General features: G+C 56.8%; 13 protein-coding genes. 6 read left to right on the plus strand and 7 right to left on the minus strand.

Annotation, left to right across the window (positions count from 1 at the left end):
- Positions 1-25 precede the first annotated feature (25 nt).
- Genes EDC26_RS09015 through EDC26_RS09025 form a run of 3 tightly spaced genes read right to left on the minus strand, consistent with a single transcriptional unit; the run spans position 26 to position 2,482 of the window.
- The gene (locus EDC26_RS09015) at positions 26-841 is read right to left on the minus strand and encodes an ABC transporter ATP-binding protein (protein WP_132581695.1); all 816 of its coding nucleotides are present in this window, start codon (positions 839-841) and stop codon (positions 26-28) included.
- Positions 842-844: 3 nt separating this feature from the next.
- Positions 845-1,627, minus strand: a complete 783-nt coding sequence (locus EDC26_RS09020; protein WP_243700847.1) for an ABC transporter permease — start codon at positions 1,625-1,627, stop codon at positions 845-847.
- A gap of 51 nt (positions 1,628-1,678) precedes the next feature.
- Positions 1,679-2,482, minus strand: coding sequence for a GntR family transcriptional regulator (locus EDC26_RS09025; protein WP_132581697.1), 804 nt, complete (start codon positions 2,480-2,482; stop codon positions 1,679-1,681).
- 195 nt (positions 2,483-2,677) lie between these two features.
- Between EDC26_RS09025 and EDC26_RS09030 the strand changes: the two genes are divergently transcribed.
- Complete coding sequence (locus tag EDC26_RS09030; RefSeq protein WP_132581699.1) at positions 2,678-3,493, plus strand: EcsC family protein; 816 nt, start codon at positions 2,678-2,680, stop codon at positions 3,491-3,493.
- 87 nt (positions 3,494-3,580) lie between these two features.
- Here EDC26_RS09030 and EDC26_RS09035 read toward each other — a convergent pair whose 3' ends face one another.
- Positions 3,581-4,498 carry a LysR substrate-binding domain-containing protein gene (locus tag EDC26_RS09035; protein ID WP_132581701.1) on the minus strand — a complete coding sequence of 306 codons (918 nt, stop codon included), beginning with the start codon at positions 4,496-4,498 and terminating at the stop codon, positions 3,581-3,583.
- 134 nt (positions 4,499-4,632) lie between these two features.
- Here EDC26_RS09035 and EDC26_RS09040 point away from each other — a divergent pair, with 134 nt between their 5' ends.
- Genes EDC26_RS09040 through EDC26_RS09060 form a run of 5 tightly spaced genes read left to right on the plus strand, consistent with a single transcriptional unit; the run spans position 4,633 to position 11,183 of the window.
- On the plus strand, positions 4,633-6,162 hold the full coding sequence (locus EDC26_RS09040) for an acyl-CoA carboxylase subunit beta (protein WP_132581703.1): 1,530 nt from the start codon (positions 4,633-4,635) through the stop codon (positions 6,160-6,162).
- 50 nt (positions 6,163-6,212) lie between these two features.
- Entirely contained in the window at positions 6,213-8,486 is a 2,274-nt protein-coding gene (locus EDC26_RS09045) for an acetate--CoA ligase family protein (RefSeq protein WP_165930969.1), read from the plus strand.
- Positions 8,487-8,534: 48 nt separating this feature from the next.
- A complete protein-coding gene (locus EDC26_RS09050; protein WP_132581707.1) occupies positions 8,535-9,515 on the plus strand; it encodes a Bug family tripartite tricarboxylate transporter substrate binding protein in 981 nt (326 codons plus the stop codon).
- 25 nt (positions 9,516-9,540) lie between these two features.
- Entirely contained in the window at positions 9,541-10,902 is a 1,362-nt protein-coding gene (locus EDC26_RS09055; RefSeq protein ID WP_132581709.1) for an acetyl-CoA carboxylase biotin carboxylase subunit, read from the plus strand.
- Positions 10,903-10,952: 50 nt separating this feature from the next.
- Positions 10,953-11,183 (plus strand): acyl-CoA carboxylase biotin carboxyl carrier protein subunit, encoded by a 231-nt coding sequence (locus tag EDC26_RS09060; protein WP_132581711.1) that lies wholly within the window; start codon positions 10,953-10,955, stop codon positions 11,181-11,183.
- 601 nt (positions 11,184-11,784) lie between these two features.
- Here EDC26_RS09060 and EDC26_RS09065 read toward each other — a convergent pair.
- From EDC26_RS09065 to EDC26_RS09075, 3 genes are read right to left on the minus strand one after another with little or no spacing between them, the layout of a single operon-like run.
- Positions 11,785-12,666: an OB-fold protein gene (locus EDC26_RS09065; RefSeq protein WP_132581713.1), complete on the minus strand. Its 882-nt coding sequence runs from the start codon at positions 12,664-12,666 to the stop codon at positions 11,785-11,787.
- A 40-nt stretch (positions 12,667-12,706) separates the two neighbouring features.
- Complete coding sequence (gene dbpA, locus EDC26_RS09070; protein ID WP_132581715.1) at positions 12,707-14,095, minus strand: ATP-dependent RNA helicase DbpA; 1,389 nt, start codon at positions 14,093-14,095, stop codon at positions 12,707-12,709.
- A 26-nt stretch (positions 14,096-14,121) separates the two neighbouring features.
- The gene (locus tag EDC26_RS09075) at positions 14,122-18,321 is read right to left on the minus strand and encodes a Pls/PosA family non-ribosomal peptide synthetase (protein WP_132581717.1); all 4,200 of its coding nucleotides are present in this window, start codon (positions 18,319-18,321) and stop codon (positions 14,122-14,124) included.
- Positions 18,322-18,647 lie beyond the last annotated feature (326 nt).

Consider the following 18,647-nt stretch of genomic DNA (forward strand, 5'->3'; position numbering starts at 1 on the left):
GTTGTTTTGAGAAATATCGTGATGGCTAGCCTGCCATTTTTGTTGCTGCCTGGGCTTCTTGCGCTGCATATTCCCGCATGACCAAATTGTGTATGCGGGAGCGCAGCGTGTTGAATTCGGGTGTTTCCTGCAGGGAGTGGGCACGCGGATAGGGAAATGGGATATCGATTACTTCCTGTATGCGCGAGGGTCGGGCGGAAATGACCAGAACCTTGTTGGAAAGGTACACGGCTTCCTCAACCGAGTGAGTGATGAGCAAGACAGTTTTGCCTTCCGCATGCAGTACCTCCAGCAGCAGATCGTGCATGGCGCTGCGCGTTTGAGCGTCTAGCGCGCCAAACGGTTCGTCCATCAGCACGAATTCCGGATGCACGGCGTAGGTGCGCGCCAGTGCCAGGCGCTGGCGCATGCCGCCGGACAGGGTTTTGGGATAAGCCCTGCGAAAGCTCGAGAGCCCCATCAGTTCCAGATAACGGTCGATGATCGCTTGCTTTTCCTGTGTACTGCGCCCGCCGTTGGCCTTCAGATTCAGTCCGAAGGCGATGTTTTGTTCGACGGTTAACCAAGGGAATACGCCATACTCCTGGAACATGACGCCACGGTCTGGCCCTGGGCCTTCGATCGGCGTGCCGTCAAGCGTTACGACGCCGCTGCTCGGCTTGAGAAAACCCGCGGCCATGTTCAGCAGCGTCGTCTTGCCGCAACCCGACGGGCCGACCAAGGAAATGAAATCCCCCTGGTTCACCGAAAATGACATCTGTTTGACGACTTCCAGCAATCCACCGGGGGTTTGGTACTGCATGGATACATTATCGAAACGTATGCGCTCTTTTGATTCCATGGATCAGGCCTCCGCTTTGTCTTGCCAACTGACGAGCCGCTTCGATAGATGGCGCAATGCGACATCCATCAGCAACGCCAGTATTCCGATGCAAATGATTCCGAGATAGATGGTACGCAGATCAAAGAAGGCAGAGGCGTTCTGGATCATCGCACCCAATCCTTGTTGCGCGGCGACCAGCTCGGCCGCCACCAGCGTGGCCCAGGCCACTCCTAGCGCAACTCGCAGCGCAGTCAGCATGTGAGGGACAGTCATGGGCACCATCACTTTGATGAAGATTTCCAGATCACTGGCCCCCAGTGCCCGCGCCACCCGTATGTAAACGGGACTGATTTGTGTCATGCCTTCGTACATGACGATAACGGCGGAAAAAAACGAGGCATAGAACAGGATCACGATCTTGGCCAGCTCGCCGATGCCAAGATAGACGATCACCAACGGGATCAGTGCAATGGGCGGCAATGCTCGGAAAAAATTGATCAATGGGTCTACAAAGCGGCGCACCGGCCTGTACCAGCCGATCAGGAATCCAACGGGCACCGCGAGCAGCATGCCAAGCAACAGTCCGAACAGGACTCGCTGTACCGACATTATGATGTTTATGAGTAGGTCGCCCTTGGTCAACTGAATCCAGAAAGTCTGCATGACCTCTAACGGAGAAGGCAGTAAAGAGGGATTCATCAGGCCCGAGGCTCGCAAGAATATCCAGAAAAGAATCAGGCACAGAAAGGGGAAAACCGCCCAGCAGATATGCGCGATTGCGTTTGTTTCTTTGCGTCCTGCCACGTAAATCTCCGAATCAAGGATTGTTCTGTCTCGGTTTTTCTCGGCACATTTTCATGTGTCCGGTTTATCCAGAATGATTTGTTCTTTCTTGGATGGGCGTTTCTTTTGATGGCGGGGCATGCCTTGCATCAAATCGGTTTCTACCTGAATCATCTGGGTTGGGTATTGAATGTGGGCGTAATAAATGATTCGGTTGTTTTCATCCAGAATGGTGCGGCAAACGTCTGCGATGGGATCGCCGACTCCGATATTCAGGTGAGATGCCGTATCCTCATCCGTAACGGTGATTCGCAGAATCTGTTTTGCGCCGCCGATCTGCACATCACGCCGCTTCGCCAATTGAGGTACGACAGGCGCATTGCTGAATGCCTCGGGGTCAGAGTCGAAAATAGCCTTGTCCAGATATATCTCGATCAGGCAATAGGGAACGCCTTCGTGATAATGCACGCGCTTGAGCCGGCGGTAGGCGGCGCCGATTTCGCCGAATTGAAATGCGGGTGCCAACGAACACTCGGTCTGGTCGATATGAAGCAGCCGTATTTTGAGGTCCACCACCTTTTCAACCAGTTCGTCCAGATTGTTCGCCAACTTGAACCAGCGTTCTTCCGACAAGTCCTTTGCCACAAACGTACCCAGCCCGCGCGTGCGTCGCACGACACCAAATTGCTCCAATTGATTCAGGGCGCCGCGCAAGGTAATGCGCGAAACTTTGTATTCTTTTTCGAGCTCGTCCAGCGTTGGTATTTGTTCGCCGAAACGCCATTGCTGGCTTTCAATCTTTTGCCGCATGAGTTTCGCAACCTGCAAATACAGCGGCATGCGGCTTTTGTGCAGTACGGATGATTCATTGTTCATAAAGTTATATTAATAAGCACAATTGGAAAAATCAAGTGTTTCCGACGAAATTTTTTAGCGGCATTGGGCGTGTTTTTGTAGCGGCACCCCTTGTGGGTGCCAACATTCTGAAAGTCAAAAATGACCTTGCATCGGATGGGCTGCTCCGAAAAGATACGGATGCTTGAAAAGGAATGCCGGGATTACACTGACGTCATGAGTACGTTCACCACCCAGGAAATGGCCGATTTACGCAAAGCCGTCCGCTTGCTGGAAGAGCCGGGCGTGGGCATAAAAATTGCCAATTATGTGGGTAAGCCTTTGACTTTGGGGATAGACCGCCTGCCGCACAACTGGCAACGCAAAATTGCCGAATACACGAAGAGGTCGCTGCTCAGGGTCGCGGATGTGGCCATTTTTACGATGGATGCGCAGAAGGTGCAAAAGGCCTCCTGGGACTCTTCGCACAAAATCGCTGCGACTTTGGCGGGTGCCGCGGGCGGTGTTTTCGGGTTGCCCGGCCTGGCGGTGGAATTGCCGGTATCGACCGCGGTGATACTGCGCTCGATTGCCGATATTGCCCGCAGCGAAGGAGAGGACTTGTCCGGCGCCGAAAGCCGCCTGGCCTGCATTGAGGTTTTTGCGCTGGGCGGCCGGTCAAAAGACGATGATGCGGCCGAATCGGCCTATTTCATGGTCAGAACGGCGCTTAGCCAGGCCTTGGCCGCGGCGGCCGATTATATTGCCGCAGCCAAGGCGGGCGAGCTTGCCGGCAAGGCAGCGGCTGTGCCATTGGTGGGTCGCTTTGTCGAAAAAGTGGCCGCGCGCTTTTCCAGCCAAGTGGCCGACAAGGTATTGGCGCAGGCCATCCCTGTGTTGGGCGCCGTGATGGGGGGCGGCGTGAATTATGTCTTTATTGACCATTTTCAGGATATGGCGCGTGGTCACTTTATTGTCAGGCGTCTTGAGAAACGCTACGGCCGGGCCGTGGTTCAGGCGCGGTATCGCGAGATTTTCGCAGGGTGGGGCTGACTAAATTACCATTGAGTGGATAATTTGTGGATTGCGGTGGTTTGCGGTCGAACGCCCGCTCGGGTAACTCTCCGGTGATTTGCCTTGTTATAGCGCATTGCACAGTTGTTCCAGGGCGAACGCCTGCTCCCGCACTATGCTGATAAATTTATCTGCATGTTCAGAAACCGGCCGTTGAATGGGAAGCAGGATTCCAAAGTCGAATTTAATGGTTGGGTGGAACGCCTTCACTGCAAATTTTTTCCCAATTGGATTCCCAACGGTAATGGGGTCGACCACTGACACGCCCAGGCCTTCTGCGACCAAGCTACAGATCGATGCCCCCGATTGTGTTTCGATCATGAGAGATCTCTGGATGGAAAGTTGATTGAAAACCTGGTCTACCTTCATCCTCAGGACAGTGTCCGGAATGATCGAGATGAATAGTTGGCTTGCGAGGTCCTTGGCATGCACGACGGATGCCTGTGCTAGTGGATGGCTCAGTGGCAATATGCAGACGCCATTCAGGCTGGGCAGCTTGCGCGAATGCGCGGCCGGGTAGTCAACCGGAAATGTAATCAGGGCAACGTCGAATTTTTGCTCTTCAAGCCACTTTGCCATGTCGCGCCTGACTACAATCTTGATTGATACTCGAATATCGGGGCGCTGTCTTTGGAACTGAGCCAGCGCCGCCGGTAAAAACCATTGTGCAAACGGGGTCGAGACGATGAGGCGCAGGTGTTTGCTCTCTAGCAGCCGAGGGCTGCGCATCACGTTATCCAGATGATCCAGCCGGCTATAGGCTTGCTCGACTTCCTTTAGCAAAGCCTCCGCTTCCGGCGTCGGATAAAGCCTTCCGTTTTGACGGAGGAAAAGTTGAAAAGCAGTCTGTGCCTCAAGATTCTGTATCAATCGGCTGACGGCCGATTGCGAGACGTTAAGCAATTCAGCCGCCGCGCTTGTCGATCCGGAAATCATTACGGATCGGAATGCGCTGATCTGCTTTAGGTTGATTCTGAGCGCCATCTCTTTTCCTATGTGAAGCTTTCCAAGTCGGTCCAGGATTTGAATCTATGATGCTAACGCATATTGTGATGCTAATTCTGTGTTTGACCGCATAGTATCTTGTATCTGACACTTGCCTTTTACGGAGGCAGGTGATGAAGTTTGGTGTGCAGTTGGACGAACTCAAGAGTCATACCGCTGAGGCTCTCGCTATGGGCGGTGAGGCGAAGCTGGCAAGCCGGCGCCGATCGGGGCAGTTGAATGCGCGTGAGCGTTTGGATGTTTTGCTCGATGCGGGGAGTTTCGTCGAGTCCGGCATGTTCGCGCGCGGCATCCACCCGGAAACGAAAGGTAAGACACCGGCCGATGCAAAAATTGCGGGTTATGGCGCCATCGATGGACGGCCGGTCGGCGTCGTATCAAACGACTTTACGGTGGTGGGGGCGACCAGCAGCGCCATTAATGGCAAAAAAATTCGGCATATCCGAGAGATTGCCACTGAACGGGGTATGCCGCTCGTTTTTCTGGGCGAATCGGCGGGTGCGCGTATGCCCGACCGGATGGGCGCGGCGGGCAGAGCCATGCTTGGCCAGGATGCGGTCGAATACCTGCGTAGTCGAAAGACTCCCTGGGTATCCGCGCTGCTGGGTAATTGCTATGGCTCATCGACCTGGTATAGCTGTATGTCGGATTTCGCCGTGATGCGCAAAGGCGCGACCATGGCCGTGGCCAGCAGCCGTGTCACATCGATAGCGATCAACCAGGAGGTTGATGCGGAAGAGTTGGGTGGCTGGCGCTTGCACACCGAAGTAACCGGGCTGGTCGATGTTGCGGTGGATACGGATGAGCAAGCGCTTGAAATGATTCGCAAGTTTCTTGGCTACTTGCCGAGTCATGCAGGCCAGAGGCCCCCTCGTTGCGCCGTGCCGCAAGGCACCGACGAAACGGGGGAAGCCATACTGGAGGTGCTTCCTGAAAGTCGCAACAAGGTATACGACGTACGCGGAATCATTCAATCGATTAGCGATCGCGACAGTTTTTTTGAATTGAAGGCGCGATTCGGCAAGTCAATCACTACCGGGTTGACAAGGATCGACGGATATTCCGTAGGGATCATAGCGAACAACCCTAAGTTCAAGGGCGGCGCCATCGATATCGACGCCATGCGTAAGGCAACGAGCTTTATGGTGTTGTGTGATTCGTACAACATACCTCTTGTTTTTCTGGTTGACCAGCCGGGATTTCTGATTGGGATGGACAGTGAGAAACGTTGGGCTCCAGGACGCATCATGAACTGGATGAATGCGATTAGCCTAGTAAGCGTGCCGAAGATTTCGGTAATCATGCGCAAAAGCTATGGCCAGGCCTACCTGAATATGGGCGGAGGTAAAAACTCCCATGAAGTCTTGGCGTGGCCTACGGCGGATCTGGGATTTGTTGATCCGACGCTGGGTGTGCACATGCTGCACAAGCTGAAGCGGGAGGAAGACCCCGCCCGATTCGACGCTTTGCTTGCCGATCTCGAACGGGATTCGTCTGCATGGTCGCTCGCTGCCCTGTATGAAGCTCACGCGGTCATCGATCCGCGGGATACACGCAAAATGTTGAAAAATCTACTCAAGGTTCACTGTGGCGAGGGTTTTGTAGGGAAACACACGCTCTCCATCTGGCCGACGAGTTATTAGCGACCGACTAGGGGAAGTACTCGTTGAACAATAGTTTCATGGAGTTGCAAGTGATCGCTGCTGAGAATACCGGTGTGAGTGGCGTGCTGGCCTACGTCGAGCAGTGCAGAAAACTTGGGCAGACTGCTTTGGATGAGTATGCGGCGAAGGCCTTGCTCTCGTCCTTTGGCCTGACCGTTCCTCGAACCAGGACGGCGGTGGATCCTGTTGCGGCGGCGCTTGCCTGTAGTGACTTATCGCCTCCTTATGTGGTCAAGGTATTGTCGTCGAATGCCTTGCACAAGAGCGACCTGGGTGGTGTGCGGCTTGGGTTGGACGATGCCGATGCCGTACAGAAGGCGGCATGCGGGATTCGTGAAGGCTGGCGTGCTGATCCGGCCTTGGTTGAAGGGTTTCTGGTTGAAGAAATGGCACCTCCGGGCCACGAGCTCGTTGTTGGCGGCTATATCGATCCTCAGTTCGGGCCCATGGTGATGGTGGGCCTCGGCGGCATTTTTGTTGAGATTTTTTCCGATGTGACATTTCGCGTGTGTCCCATCGATGAGAACGAAGCGCGAACCATGCTTAAAGAGTTGCTTGCATTTCCTGTTCTGCAAGGTGCGCGTGGCGGTGTGGTCGCCAACGAGGAGGCTCTGGTCGACGCCCTTGTCAAAGTCGGGGGCGTCGGCGGTGTTTTGATGGTGCTTGCCGATGACATTCAGGAACTCGACATCAATCCCTTGATTGTGAGTGAAAGTGGCGCCATCGCGGTAGATGCCCGGATCACTTTTGCAACCGGCCGTCGCCGCGCGCATGCACCGCCAGGGCCACGGTCCGTAAATTTTCAACCCTTGTTTGTGCCCAAAACTATTGCCGTGGCGGGCGTGTCGGCTTCAGGTCGAGGCGCAGGAAACCGCTTTATTCGCAATATCGAGATGCTTGGATTTATGGGGGAAATTTATCCGATCCACCCGAGTATGACCGAAATCGGCGGCAGGCGCGCCTATCGGAATTTCAGCGATGTTCCGTGCGAAATCGACTATGCCTACGTTGCGGCGCCGCGGCATGCTGTGCCTGGGCTATTGAGAAAGGGCGCCGGAAAAGTGCGATTTGCGCAAATCATGACGAGCGGGTTCGGTGAGGGAAGCAACGGCGCCGAAAGTGATGCTGAATTGGCTGCGGCCATCAAGGCTGGGGGCATGCGCGTTCTGGGCCCGAACTGTCTTGGAATATATACGCCTCGTGGGCGCGTAACCTTCACGGAAACGCAGAAGATCCAAAACCCGGAAGGGCATGTCGGTATCATTTCGCAAAGTGGCGGATTTGGTATTGACCTCGTGCGTTGCGGACAGGCACGTGGTCTGCGTTTTAGTTCGGTGGTAACGGTCGGCAATAGCATCGATCTGGGGCCGAACGACTTATTGGAACATTTTCTTTCCGACGACTTGACTCGAGTGATTGGGCTCTATCTGGAGGATATTAAGGATGGAAGACGTTTCTTCGATCTCTTGAATGCGGCCGCAGCCAGGAAGCCGGTCGTGCTGCTCAAAGGTGGGTGGACGTCGCAGGGTCAACAGGCAGCCGCATCACACACAGGCTCATTGGCCGGAGACCTTCGTGCGTGGCAAGCCGTAGCGTCGCAAACGGGCTGTCTTTTAGTGGACACGGTGGAGGAGCTGATCGAGGTTTTGCTGCTATTCCAAACCATGACGCCGAATTTGGAGCGCCCAACACGTGACCTCGCCCTTTTTGGAAATGGGGGCGGGGCCAGTGTCGTGGCAACCGACCGCTTCGCTCAAAAAGGTTTTTCATTGGCGACATTCGCAGCCGACACTAAAGCGCGATTGCATGCACTGAACTTGCCTGACGGCGCAAGCGACAATAATCCCATCGATTTGCCGGCCAACGTCTTTGATCGTACAGAAGGCCGAGTGGCCAGTGAGATTCTGGATGCCTTATGCGAGGATGGCGGGATTGATATGATCGTAGTTCATCTGAATTTACCCGTGTTATTGAGCTATCGCGACAGGCGCACAGTAGAGCATATCGTCGATGCGTGCATAGCACATGGCCGGTCAGCACGTAATGGCACGGGCTTAGTGATGGTCTTGCGCTCGGATGGCAACCCCGAGACCGATGCGGCGCGGCGCTTGCAGACCGAGCGCGCGGTGGCAGCAGGTATCCCTGTGTTCGAAAATTTCACCATGGCCAGTCATGCTTTGGGCGCATTGGCCCGTTTCGAAGAATTTCATATCAAGCGGCAACGGCTAAAGCCCGAGCCGATTCAACAGCGTAGTGCGTATTCCGAAGCAAAAAACATCGCCAAAGAGACATTGCCATTTTAAGCAGAATCGATATGGTTCTGTAGGCGAAAAATTAAACAAAGGAGACTTATGAACAAGTACTTCAGCCGCCTTGCAGGGATTGTCGTTATCACGATAGTTACCAGCCTAAGCCCTGCTATCGCACAGGATTATCCCACGCGATTAATTCACCTCGTTGTTCCCTATTCGCCAGGAGGCAGTACGGATTTTGTCGCTCGCTTGTATGCCAAGAAGCTCTCCGAGCAGACGGGCCAACCTGTTGTCGTGGACAATCGGCCTGGCGCTTCGACCAATATTGGCAGCGACGTAGTCGCGAGGTCGACTCCAGACGGCTACACGCTACTCTTTAGCGATGGCGCCTACATCTGGAATTCGGTTTTCGGCCCTATGCCGCCCTTTGATGCGTTGACGGGACTGACCCCGGTCGGTCTGGTTGCGAACACACCGTTTGTCGTTGCGGCCAACCCCAAGACAAAATTTTCAACGATGAAAGAACTCATTGCCGCGGCAAAATCGGCACCTGGCAAATACACGATATCCAGTGCGTCCTTGCGCACTTTTGTGGAGTTGATGAATTCACGTGCGGGCATGAAGTTGCTGCACGTTCCTTATAAAGGAGGAGCCGCGGCCACAACTGACGCGATTGCCGGCCAGGTCAATATGGTGTATGCGGCACTACCCGTACTGCTGCCGTTCATTCAAAGCGGAAAGCTCAAGGCGCTGGGAGTCACGTCTTTGAAACGCAGCCCGGCGCTTGCGTCCGTACCTAGCTTGTCGGAAATTGGCGTGAATTACGATATCAGCATTCAGTATGTTGTGTTTGCGCCGGCCAATACCCCGGCTTCGATACAGGCTCGGCTTGCCCAAGCCACAAAAAAAGTTACCTCTGACAAGGATTTTTCAAAGAAACTTCTTGTTGCCGGAAGTGAAGCGGTTTCCATGCCGCCGGCCGAACTCAGGGCGAAAGTCCGCGGCGAATTGACAATGTGGCAGCACGTTGCGAAAGATTTACCGGACCTTGTGGACGCCGACCTCAGAAAGCCGAAGTAGTTGTGAAGTGTCATTGGGCAATATCATGTTCAACAAAGTTCTCGTTGCAAATCGCGGCGCCGTCGCGGCGCGCGTTCTTCGCGCGCTTCGCGTGCTGGGTATTCGGAGTGTCGCTGTATATTCCGAGGCCGATGCCGGCCTTCGATATCTCGCCGATGCGGATGAAACATACTCTATTGGTGCGTCTGAGCCAAAGGCCAGTTACCTGAATCAGGAAGTATTGATGCAGGTTTTGAGCCGATCTGGGGCGGATGGTGTTCACCCGGGCTATGGGTTTTTGTCGGAAAGTGCTGAATTTGCACAACGTGTCAACGCTGCTGGCGCTCGCTTTATTGGCCCAAGCCCCAAGTGGATCGAGGCCATGGGGCACAAAACAAGAGCGCGCGATCTGATGTCTCGCCACGGGTTGTCAATGGCGCCGAGCTCCGGGTTGCTGGACGGGCGAACCGATGCAGCGCTTGAGGCGGCACGGATTCTGGGTTACCCCGTGCTTGTAAAGCCCGCGGCGGGAGGGGGAGGTATTGGGATGGTAGGCGCGCGTGATGAGTCTGAATTAATCAAGGCTATAGAAAAAGCACGTTCATTGGCAGAAAGAAGTTTTTGCAGCACAGAGCTATACCTTGAGAACCTGATGTTAAAGCCACGCCACATTGAGTTTCAGGTACTCGCTGATCGATATGGCAATATCCGGCATTTATTTGAGCGCGATTGTTCCGTTCAGCGTCGTTATCAAAAGGTTATTGAAGAATCCCCGGCGCCTTTGATTTCTCGTACCACGGTAGAGAAGGCCGCGAACGATATCGTAAAGGTCCTCGGCAAGCTTCCTTATGATGTGATTGGAACGGTTGAAACACTTTACGAGAAGGGTACGGACTTCCGGTTTCTGGAAATGAATACGCGGCTTCAAGTGGAGCACGCAGTGACGGAAGAAATTACAGGTATTGATTTGGTCGTCGCCCAAATCCGGCTGGCCGCTGGCGAAAGGCTCGATAGCGTTCTGCCGGCGGCCATCCCGAACAATGGCCACGCAATTGAGGCACGTATTTACGCGGAAGACCCGGTACGGTTTTATCCGTCCCCAGGAATTCTCAAGACATTCAGGCTTGCGCCTGGGTTGGAAATTCGTACGGAAACCGGTTACTCGGAAGGGGATGAAATAACCTCGCATTACGACCCCCTGATTGTCAAGGTCATCGCGCATGGACACAATCGTGACAATGCAATCGACCGTATGTTGGCGGCCCTTGACGCAACGGTTATCGAAGGTATTAAGCACAACATTCCGTTCGTGCAGCGGGTGCTCCGGAGCGAGCAATTTCGCTCTGGCCATGTGCATACCGGGCTGGGAATGGAAGTGGCAGGCCCGGTTTCTAAAAGCGCAAGGTAGCTGCTCATGGCCTCGCTTCATCAATACGACGTTACAACGGGAGAAATAAAATGGCACATAAGGAAATTACATCGGACGTTTCTGGAAAGGTATGGAAGATTGAGGTTCAGGAGGGAGCGGAAATTGACGAAGATGAGTCGATCATGATTATCGACTCCATGAAAATGGAAATCCCTGTATTAAGTGCCGTTTCGGGCCGTGTTGTTCGTCTCCTTGTCAAAGAAGGCGATCCCGTTGCGGAGGGTCAAACTGTTGCGACCATTGACGCAGAGGGTGTCTAGGGCATTTTCGGTTGAAGTGTTTTACGGAACTGAACGCGTTTCGTGTCGCTGTTTTTTTGAGCTGTTTTTTTGAGCTGTTTTTGGGTGGGAGGTCATTCTGTTAAGACGCCGCAGGGCGAGGGGTGGATACCGTCCGGTCCGTCCAGCGGTCGTGGCGCTACGCGCCCCGACTGCCCGGGTCTGCCTCGTCCAGGCGGGCGTCGGGCGAACTCTCTCCGCCGCTGGCGCGGCTGCGTTCAGACAGCGCCCGCCGACACCCCCCGCCTTCCCTTCGTCAGCACCCGGCGCTGGCCGAATGACCGGACGGTACCCACCCCTCGCCCTGCGGCTGCGCTGGTGACATGCACCGAGGATATATGGGGGTCGGCGGGTGTTTGATCGAGTGAGGTCACGGGCAACGTGATAGAGGCAGGCTACGGGCTACGTCAGAGGCAGGCTGCCGGCAAGTGAATTCCGGGCATGCCCCGCCCCGGCCTCCATAGACGGCGTTTTCAAATACCAAAACGCGTCCAGCCGAACATCCCGCACCGTGTACCGTTTGACCAAAAATGCTCTAGCTCGCTCCTCATTGCCAAGCTCGTGGGAGCCGAGCATCTGTATGCTACTTCCAAGTCAGAGCCGCGGCCAGATCCCGATAGCGTTGCGCCAGAGTGGCGTCGAATTTTTGATGTTCCAGCTTGACGCTGCAATTCGGGGTCCAATGTTCGTGGCATTCCGAGTCTTTGCGGACGGCTTCGATTTTGACGTAGAGTTGCCCCACTAGCGAGGTGCCGGGGTTTTCCGAGGGCACTACGTCAATAGCGAAGAAGTCGTTCAGCCATTTGTCTTCTCTTTGTTTGGTAGCCAGCAAGGCGGTATCAAGGGTGAGGCACTGGTCGAGCCTGATGACTCCCGATTTGATGCCTTCTTCTTTGCAGATCAGGCTGGCCCGGCCGTCTTTGGCCAGTGTGGGTGCTTTGCTTGATTCGCTGCGACTCAACATCGCTTTAACGGTTATGGCCGAGGCTGCATTGCCCAGTATCAAGTAGGGGGCGGCGTTGTTCGGGCCTGTGCGCGAGACGGGTCCGCCGATACGCAATATTCTGTTTTTGTACTTGTCGTCGCCTTCGGCTTCGCTATTCTGATACGCCTTGGCCAGTTGATCGGCATTGACGCTGACATCGTAGTGAAACATGAATTTGTGAAACGACGCCAATTTGGAATGATCGCCGTTTACCCAACGCGTCAGGTCGTCGATAATTATTTTTTTTGTCAGGGCAATGGCCTCGGTATCGGCCGGGGCGATTGCTGGTTTAGGTTGTTGGCCGGATGTGGGTGCTGTGAGGGCCGGTGCAGCGACCGGTGCGGGCGCCGGTTTCTGTGCGTGTACGCTCGCCGCGGCGCCTATGTAAGTAGCGGTCAGGAAAAGCAGTCCGATGAGGGTTCGGACAATTTTTCTTAATATTGGGTAAATTTGCTTACGCGTTGGCCGAAGTGCAATCACGTTTTATGAACCTCTGGTGTTCCTGCGAGTTGTACCGTGCCTAATTACCTGGCATGAAACGCATTCTGAAGCGCCGACCCTTGATATTGCTGTTGCTTAACTTCGCGTAGGCCTCTTTGGCGATATGCCGATCCAGCGCCACGAAGCTGACGAACTGCAAGATGTTTATTTTACCCACTTGTGTGGCTGTCAGGCCAGCGTCGCCGGTAAGCGCTCCCAACAGGTCGCCCGGGCGCAGCTTGTCCTTTTTGCCGCCTTGAATGCACAACGTGACCATGGGCGCGCGCAAACGGCCGCCAGGCGCGGGTTTTAGCGCTGCCAGGTTGGACCACACGAGTGGCGCGCCCTGGTATTGCTCGATCAGGTTGGCCCAGCGCATTTCCTGCGGTGCGCACAGGCTTAGCGCCAGGCCCTTTTCGTTGCCGCGGCCGGTGCGGCCGATGCGGTGGATGTGCATCTCGGCGTCTGGAGTCACATCGACATTGATCACCGCCTCCAGGGTCTGGATGTCCAGACCGCGCGCGGCGACATCGGTGGCAATGAGCACCGAGCAACTCTGGTTCGCAAACTGCACCAGCACGTCTTCGCGTTCTCGCTGGTCGAGGTCGCCGTGCAGAGCCAGGGCGCTGAACCCGCGGGCGCGCAATTCGGTGGCCAGTGTTTCGCATTGTGCTTTGGTATTGCAGAAGGCCAGGGTCGAGACCGGCCTGAAATGCTCAAGCAGCTGGGTGACGGCGGCGTTGCGGCTGTCGGGCTGGATTTCGTAAAAATGTTGTTCGATCTCGCTGGCATCGTGCAGGGATTCGACCTTGACTTCGGCCGGCTTCTTGAGGAATCGCGCGCTCGCACGGCGGATGTCGGCGGGGTAGGTCGCTGAAAACAGCAGGGTTTGCCGGGTGGATGCGCAGGCGTCCACGACCGTGACGATATCGTCGTAAAAACCCATATCGACCATGCGATCGGCTTCGTCGAGCACCAGGGTATGAATGGTCGACAAGTCGATGCTTGCTCGTTCGATGTGGTCCAGCAGCCGGCCGGGTGTGCCGACAATGACATGCGCGCCGCGGGCGAGCGATTCGATTTGCGGCCGGATAGGCGTGCCCCCGCACACTGTCAGGATTTTCACATTGCTGGTCGAGCGTGCCAGGCGGCGCAATTCGTTGGCCACCTGGTCGGCCAGTTCGCGTGTCGGACACAGCACCAACGCCTGAGTGGCAAAGTCGGCGGGATTGATCTTGTGCAGGACGCCCAGCCCGAAGGCGGCCGTTTTGCCGCTGCCCGTCTTGGCCTGGGCGATCAGATCCTGGCCCGCGAGAATCAGGGGCAGGCTTTGCGCCTGAATCGGCGTCATATCGCGATAGCCCAGTTGCTCGAGGTTGTCGAGTTCAGCGGGCGTTAGGGCGAGAGTGGAGAAAGAGGAGGTCGACACAGTGGGGTTGCCCGCATAAAAGGAGATCAAGTGTAGCAGGGGGGATCGGACTGGGGCATGGCGGGGCAGCCGTGCCAGGCCGTGCCGGCGGGTATGTTTTCGCCCTTCATGACCAGTGTCAGCGGACCCAGGTGCACGTCGTCGGCCACGATGGCGCTATATAGAACCGTACTGCGCGGCCCCATATAGGCGCGCGCGCCGATGCGTACGTCGTCGATTTTCATGACCCGATCCTCGAACAAATGAGTTTGGGGGCAGCACAGGGCGTTGAGTTCGCTGTAATCGCCGATATACACACAGTCGAATTCGGTCATGTCGGTGGTGTCCAGGTAGACGCCGCGCCCAATGTGGGCGCCCAACAGGTTGAGCGCCTTGGGCAAAAACGGCGTGCCGCGCAAGTACCGCAGGAAGTTGGGCACCGCTATGCCTTCATACATATTGGTGGTGGCTTCGGATAGCCAGACGAAGGGCGTCCACATGGGCACGGCGCAGCGCTTGTAGCGCCCCAGCAGAACCCACTTGAAAAAGGCGACGAACAGAAACGTCGCCAGGCCGAACAGCAGGCCCGATACGGCCAGTTCCCAGGTGGCTTGGAGCCAGTGGCCGGCGCCTGCAATAGGCACGACATCGAGCACAATGGCATAACCGGCCGCGATCACCAGCGAGTGGGGCGCGACGATGCGGAAGGTTTCGACCAGGCCGCGCTGCCAGCGCCGTGATTGCGATGGGTGGTAAGTGAGCTCTTCGGGGAAGCCCTGGACCGTTTCGCGAGCGGGCAGATTAAGGGGCGGCGATCCGAGCCAGGTATCGCCGTTGCGTACGGGGGTGTCGCGCGGTAGGCTCGATAACACGCCGATGAGCACGTTTTCGGGCAGATTGGTGCCGTCGGGTATATAGGTGCCGTTGCCCACGAAACTGCGTCGTGCAATCACCGTAGGCTGGACCGTCATCCAGCCGCCGTCTATGTGTTCGTCGCCCAGCATGACGGCGTCGGCAATAAAGGTTTCGTCACCCAGGGACAGCATGTCGGGCACAACGCCCAGCGCGGTTGAGATTTCTGCGTCCCGGCCCACCTTGGCGCCCAACAGCCGGTACCAGGTGGAGGAAAACACGGTGGCATAAACGCCATGCAACACCTGCAGGCTGGACTCCTGGATCTGATTCACCAGCCATTTGTACAGATAGACATTGCCGTTTACCGGGTAGCGGCCGGGCTTGAGTTTAGGCAGCAGGGCCCAGCGTATGCCGGCGGCGACCAGGGCGGTCAGGACAACCATGACAACGCTGGCGGGAAGCGCAAGCAGAAAATACTTGATCAGGCGCAGCGCGAACACATCGTAATCGTTGGCGAAGCCGGATCTGGCCAGCGCCCCCACCGACAGGTTGTCGATGTCCAGATAGTCCACCAGCATGAAGGTCGGAAACAGGGGGACGAAAAACAGGATGCTGATCAGCAGGGCGCCCAGTACGTAATAGACGTTCTTGCCTGCGATGCGAGACCGTGATTCGATGGGCCTGGGCGGCAGGCTGGCGGGATCGAACTCGCCGTGATCGGTCGCCGGAGACCCGCCCCAGATACGCCTGGTCGGCACGCGCGTGCCATCGCGCAAGGCCGACTGCCCCTGCACATGGCCCCATTCGGCCACGTGGGTATTGCCTTCCATCACGACATAAGAGCCTAGCGACGCTTCGTCTTCGATCGTGATGGCACCCAGAATCAATTCGCCATTTTGCACACGAGCGTTTTCCAGGTTGACGCCGTTGCCTATGCTCACGCCATCGCCGATGGTGAGCAGGTCGGGGACGCGCAAAGTGGTCGAGCCTATCAGTACGTTGTTGCCGATTTTTGCACCCAGAGCCCGCAGCCAATAGACGTATAAAGACGAGCCGTTCAGCATGTATAGCGGCGCCGCTTCCAGGATGCGGTCGGTCAGCCACCAGCGGAAGTAGGTGACGCCCCAGAGGGGGTAGCGCCCGGGTTTCAGGCGGCCCAGTATCAACCACTTGGCGGCGCAGGCCAGAATGAATTCGACTATGGTGGCCAGCAAATAAGCGCCTATGGATACGATGACCGCGAACTTGATCGAGTCGCCGGGGTCGCCCGTTAGATACTGATAGCAGAAAAATGGAATCAGCCACTGCGCCATTTTGAACGTCACCAGGAACGGCACGGTAAAGGCCTGCGCTACGCCGCAGCGCCAGCGGCGCCAGCGCGAGTGCATGATGCGCGTGGGGTGCGCGGTGCGTTCAACGTGGCCCGCCGCGGTGTCGCTGGCTTGCCGCGCCATGGCGCCGGCCAATGCCTGGGACAGCGCGCCGATCTGGCGGTTTTGATAGATGTCGCGTACGGTGACCTGGGCAAAACGCGGGTCGGCGCGCAGCGCCGACGCCAGCCGCGCCGCAAAGAGGGAATGGCCGCCCAGGTCGCTGAAAAAGTCCAGTTCGCGCCGTATGGCTTGGCCTGGAAAAAGTGTTTCCAGGGCGGCAAACAGGGCGACTTCGGCCGGGCCTTGCGCAGCATCGGAGCCTTCGGCGGGCCCGCGGACAGCCAGCGGCATTGCCTTGAGCGCTTTGCGGTCGATTTTTCCCGAGGCCAGCCTGGGCATCTCCGTCAGGCGCTCGAAGCGCGCCGGCACCATATAAGGCGGCAGGCGCAAGCCCAGCGCCGTGCGCAGCTCGGCCGTATTTTTGTAGCGGCACCCCTCGTGGGTGCCATCGCCCAAGGGAACGGGTAGCTCGGCCGTAGAGGTATTGGCGGATTCAACGGCGTCTGAAGAGGCGGCCTCGGCATTCGGCGCTGCATCGGACGCGGCGCTTTGGCCGTTGCCTGCGACCCAGAAGGCGATCAGTTGATCGATGCCTTGATCCTGGCGCAACACCACGGCCGCCGTGCCGATGCCGGGTTGCTGGGCCAGGACAGCCTCGATTTCACCCAGTTCGACTCGAAAGCCGCGAATCTTGATCTGGTCGTCGGCCCGACCCAGGCAATGCACTTGACGATTGGCGTCGATGCGGGCCAGGTCGCCGGTGCGGTAAAGCCGCTGGTCGTGTTCGCCCGTGCTCCATGGGTTGGGCAGGAATTTTTCGCGGGTCAGCTCAGGCCGGCCCAGGTAGCCTGCGGCCACGCCCGGTCCGGTGATGCATAGCTCGCCGGTTTCGCCGTGCGGCAAAATGCGCAGTACCTGGCCGTCCACGCCGGGTTCGTCGGTGGCGACCACCAGCAAGCCGTAATTAGGCAGCGGCTGACCTATGGTCACTGGCTCGCCTGGGTTCAGTTGCGCGAGGCTGGCCGACACCGTGGCCTCAGTCGGGCCGTAGGTATTGAACATCTGGCGTCCGGGCAGCGCCCAGCGCCGCACCAGCGATTCAGGGCACATTTCGCCGCCCAGATTGATGATGCGCAAACTGGGCACGTCCTCGGTGAAGAGCGCCAGCAGGGTCGGCACGGCATGCAGCACGGTAATATGCTGCCGATCGAGTGCACGGGGCAGGGCCTCGGGATCGGAAGCAATTTCCTTGGGAGCAATCCACAATGCGGCGCCTGCCAGGTAGCTGATCCAGATTTCTTCGAACGACATGTCGAAGGCAACCGAAAACCCTTGATACACGCGGTCGCTGTCGCGCACGCCGAGCACGGCGTTTTCGCTTTGCAGAAAATGGCAGATGCTGCCCTGGCTGATGGCAATGCCTTTGGGCTTGCCGGTCGACCCGGACGTGTAGATCACGTAAGCGGTGTCGTAGGGGTGTGTGCCGATGCGCCGCCGCAAGGGCGCTGCGGGGTTTTCAAGCGAGGCCAGCAGGTGCTCGGCGACATGCACGGGAGTGCCCAGACTGCTTAGCTGCGTTTGCAAACTTGCACAGCTGACAAGCGCAAACGCCTCGGCGTCATCAAGGCATACGGCGATGCGCTCAACCGGAGTGTCCGCATCAAAAGGCAGCCAGGCGGCGCCGGTTTTGGCGATGGCCAATTGCATCACCAGCAAATCGATGCCGCGCGGCAGCCATAGGCCAATAATATGCCCGGCGCGTGCGCCGGCCTCGATCAGCCTGTGGGCGGCGCGGTCGGCCAAGGCGTTCAGCTCGGCATAGCTTAAGCTGTGCTCGCCGAAAATCAGTGCGGTTTTTTGGGGAAAGCGTTTCGCCGTTGCCTCGAACAGATCAGCCAGTGTAGTGAGACGCAGCAATTCCGGCTGTTGCAAGCCATGCAAAACATAAGAGTGGGACATGTAGTAGCGGTGTTTTGAGGCAGAAGGCGAATGTGCCGCCCTTACATAAAGTAATAAGGTTACTGAACCCGACGGTGCAATGCCTATCCGGCGTTCAGATATGGCATTATCGTATTGAAGCGGCAACAACCCAATCGAATTCGTTGAATACGTATTTTAATCCGCCTTGGCACGCGGTTATGCAAGGAATTGTTGTTTACTTGCAATCGTTGACACGGATCGCGACGGCGAATATGGCGGTACCCCCGAGTGTGACGGCACCGCTGAATGTAGCGGCACCCCTTGTGGGTGCCACATCATCGTTGTTTACTTGCAATGGTTGATAC

Source organism: Paralcaligenes ureilyticus, assembly GCF_004346225.1.
GTDB classification, from domain to species: Bacteria; Pseudomonadota; Gammaproteobacteria; order Burkholderiales; family Burkholderiaceae_B; genus Paralcaligenes; species Paralcaligenes ureilyticus.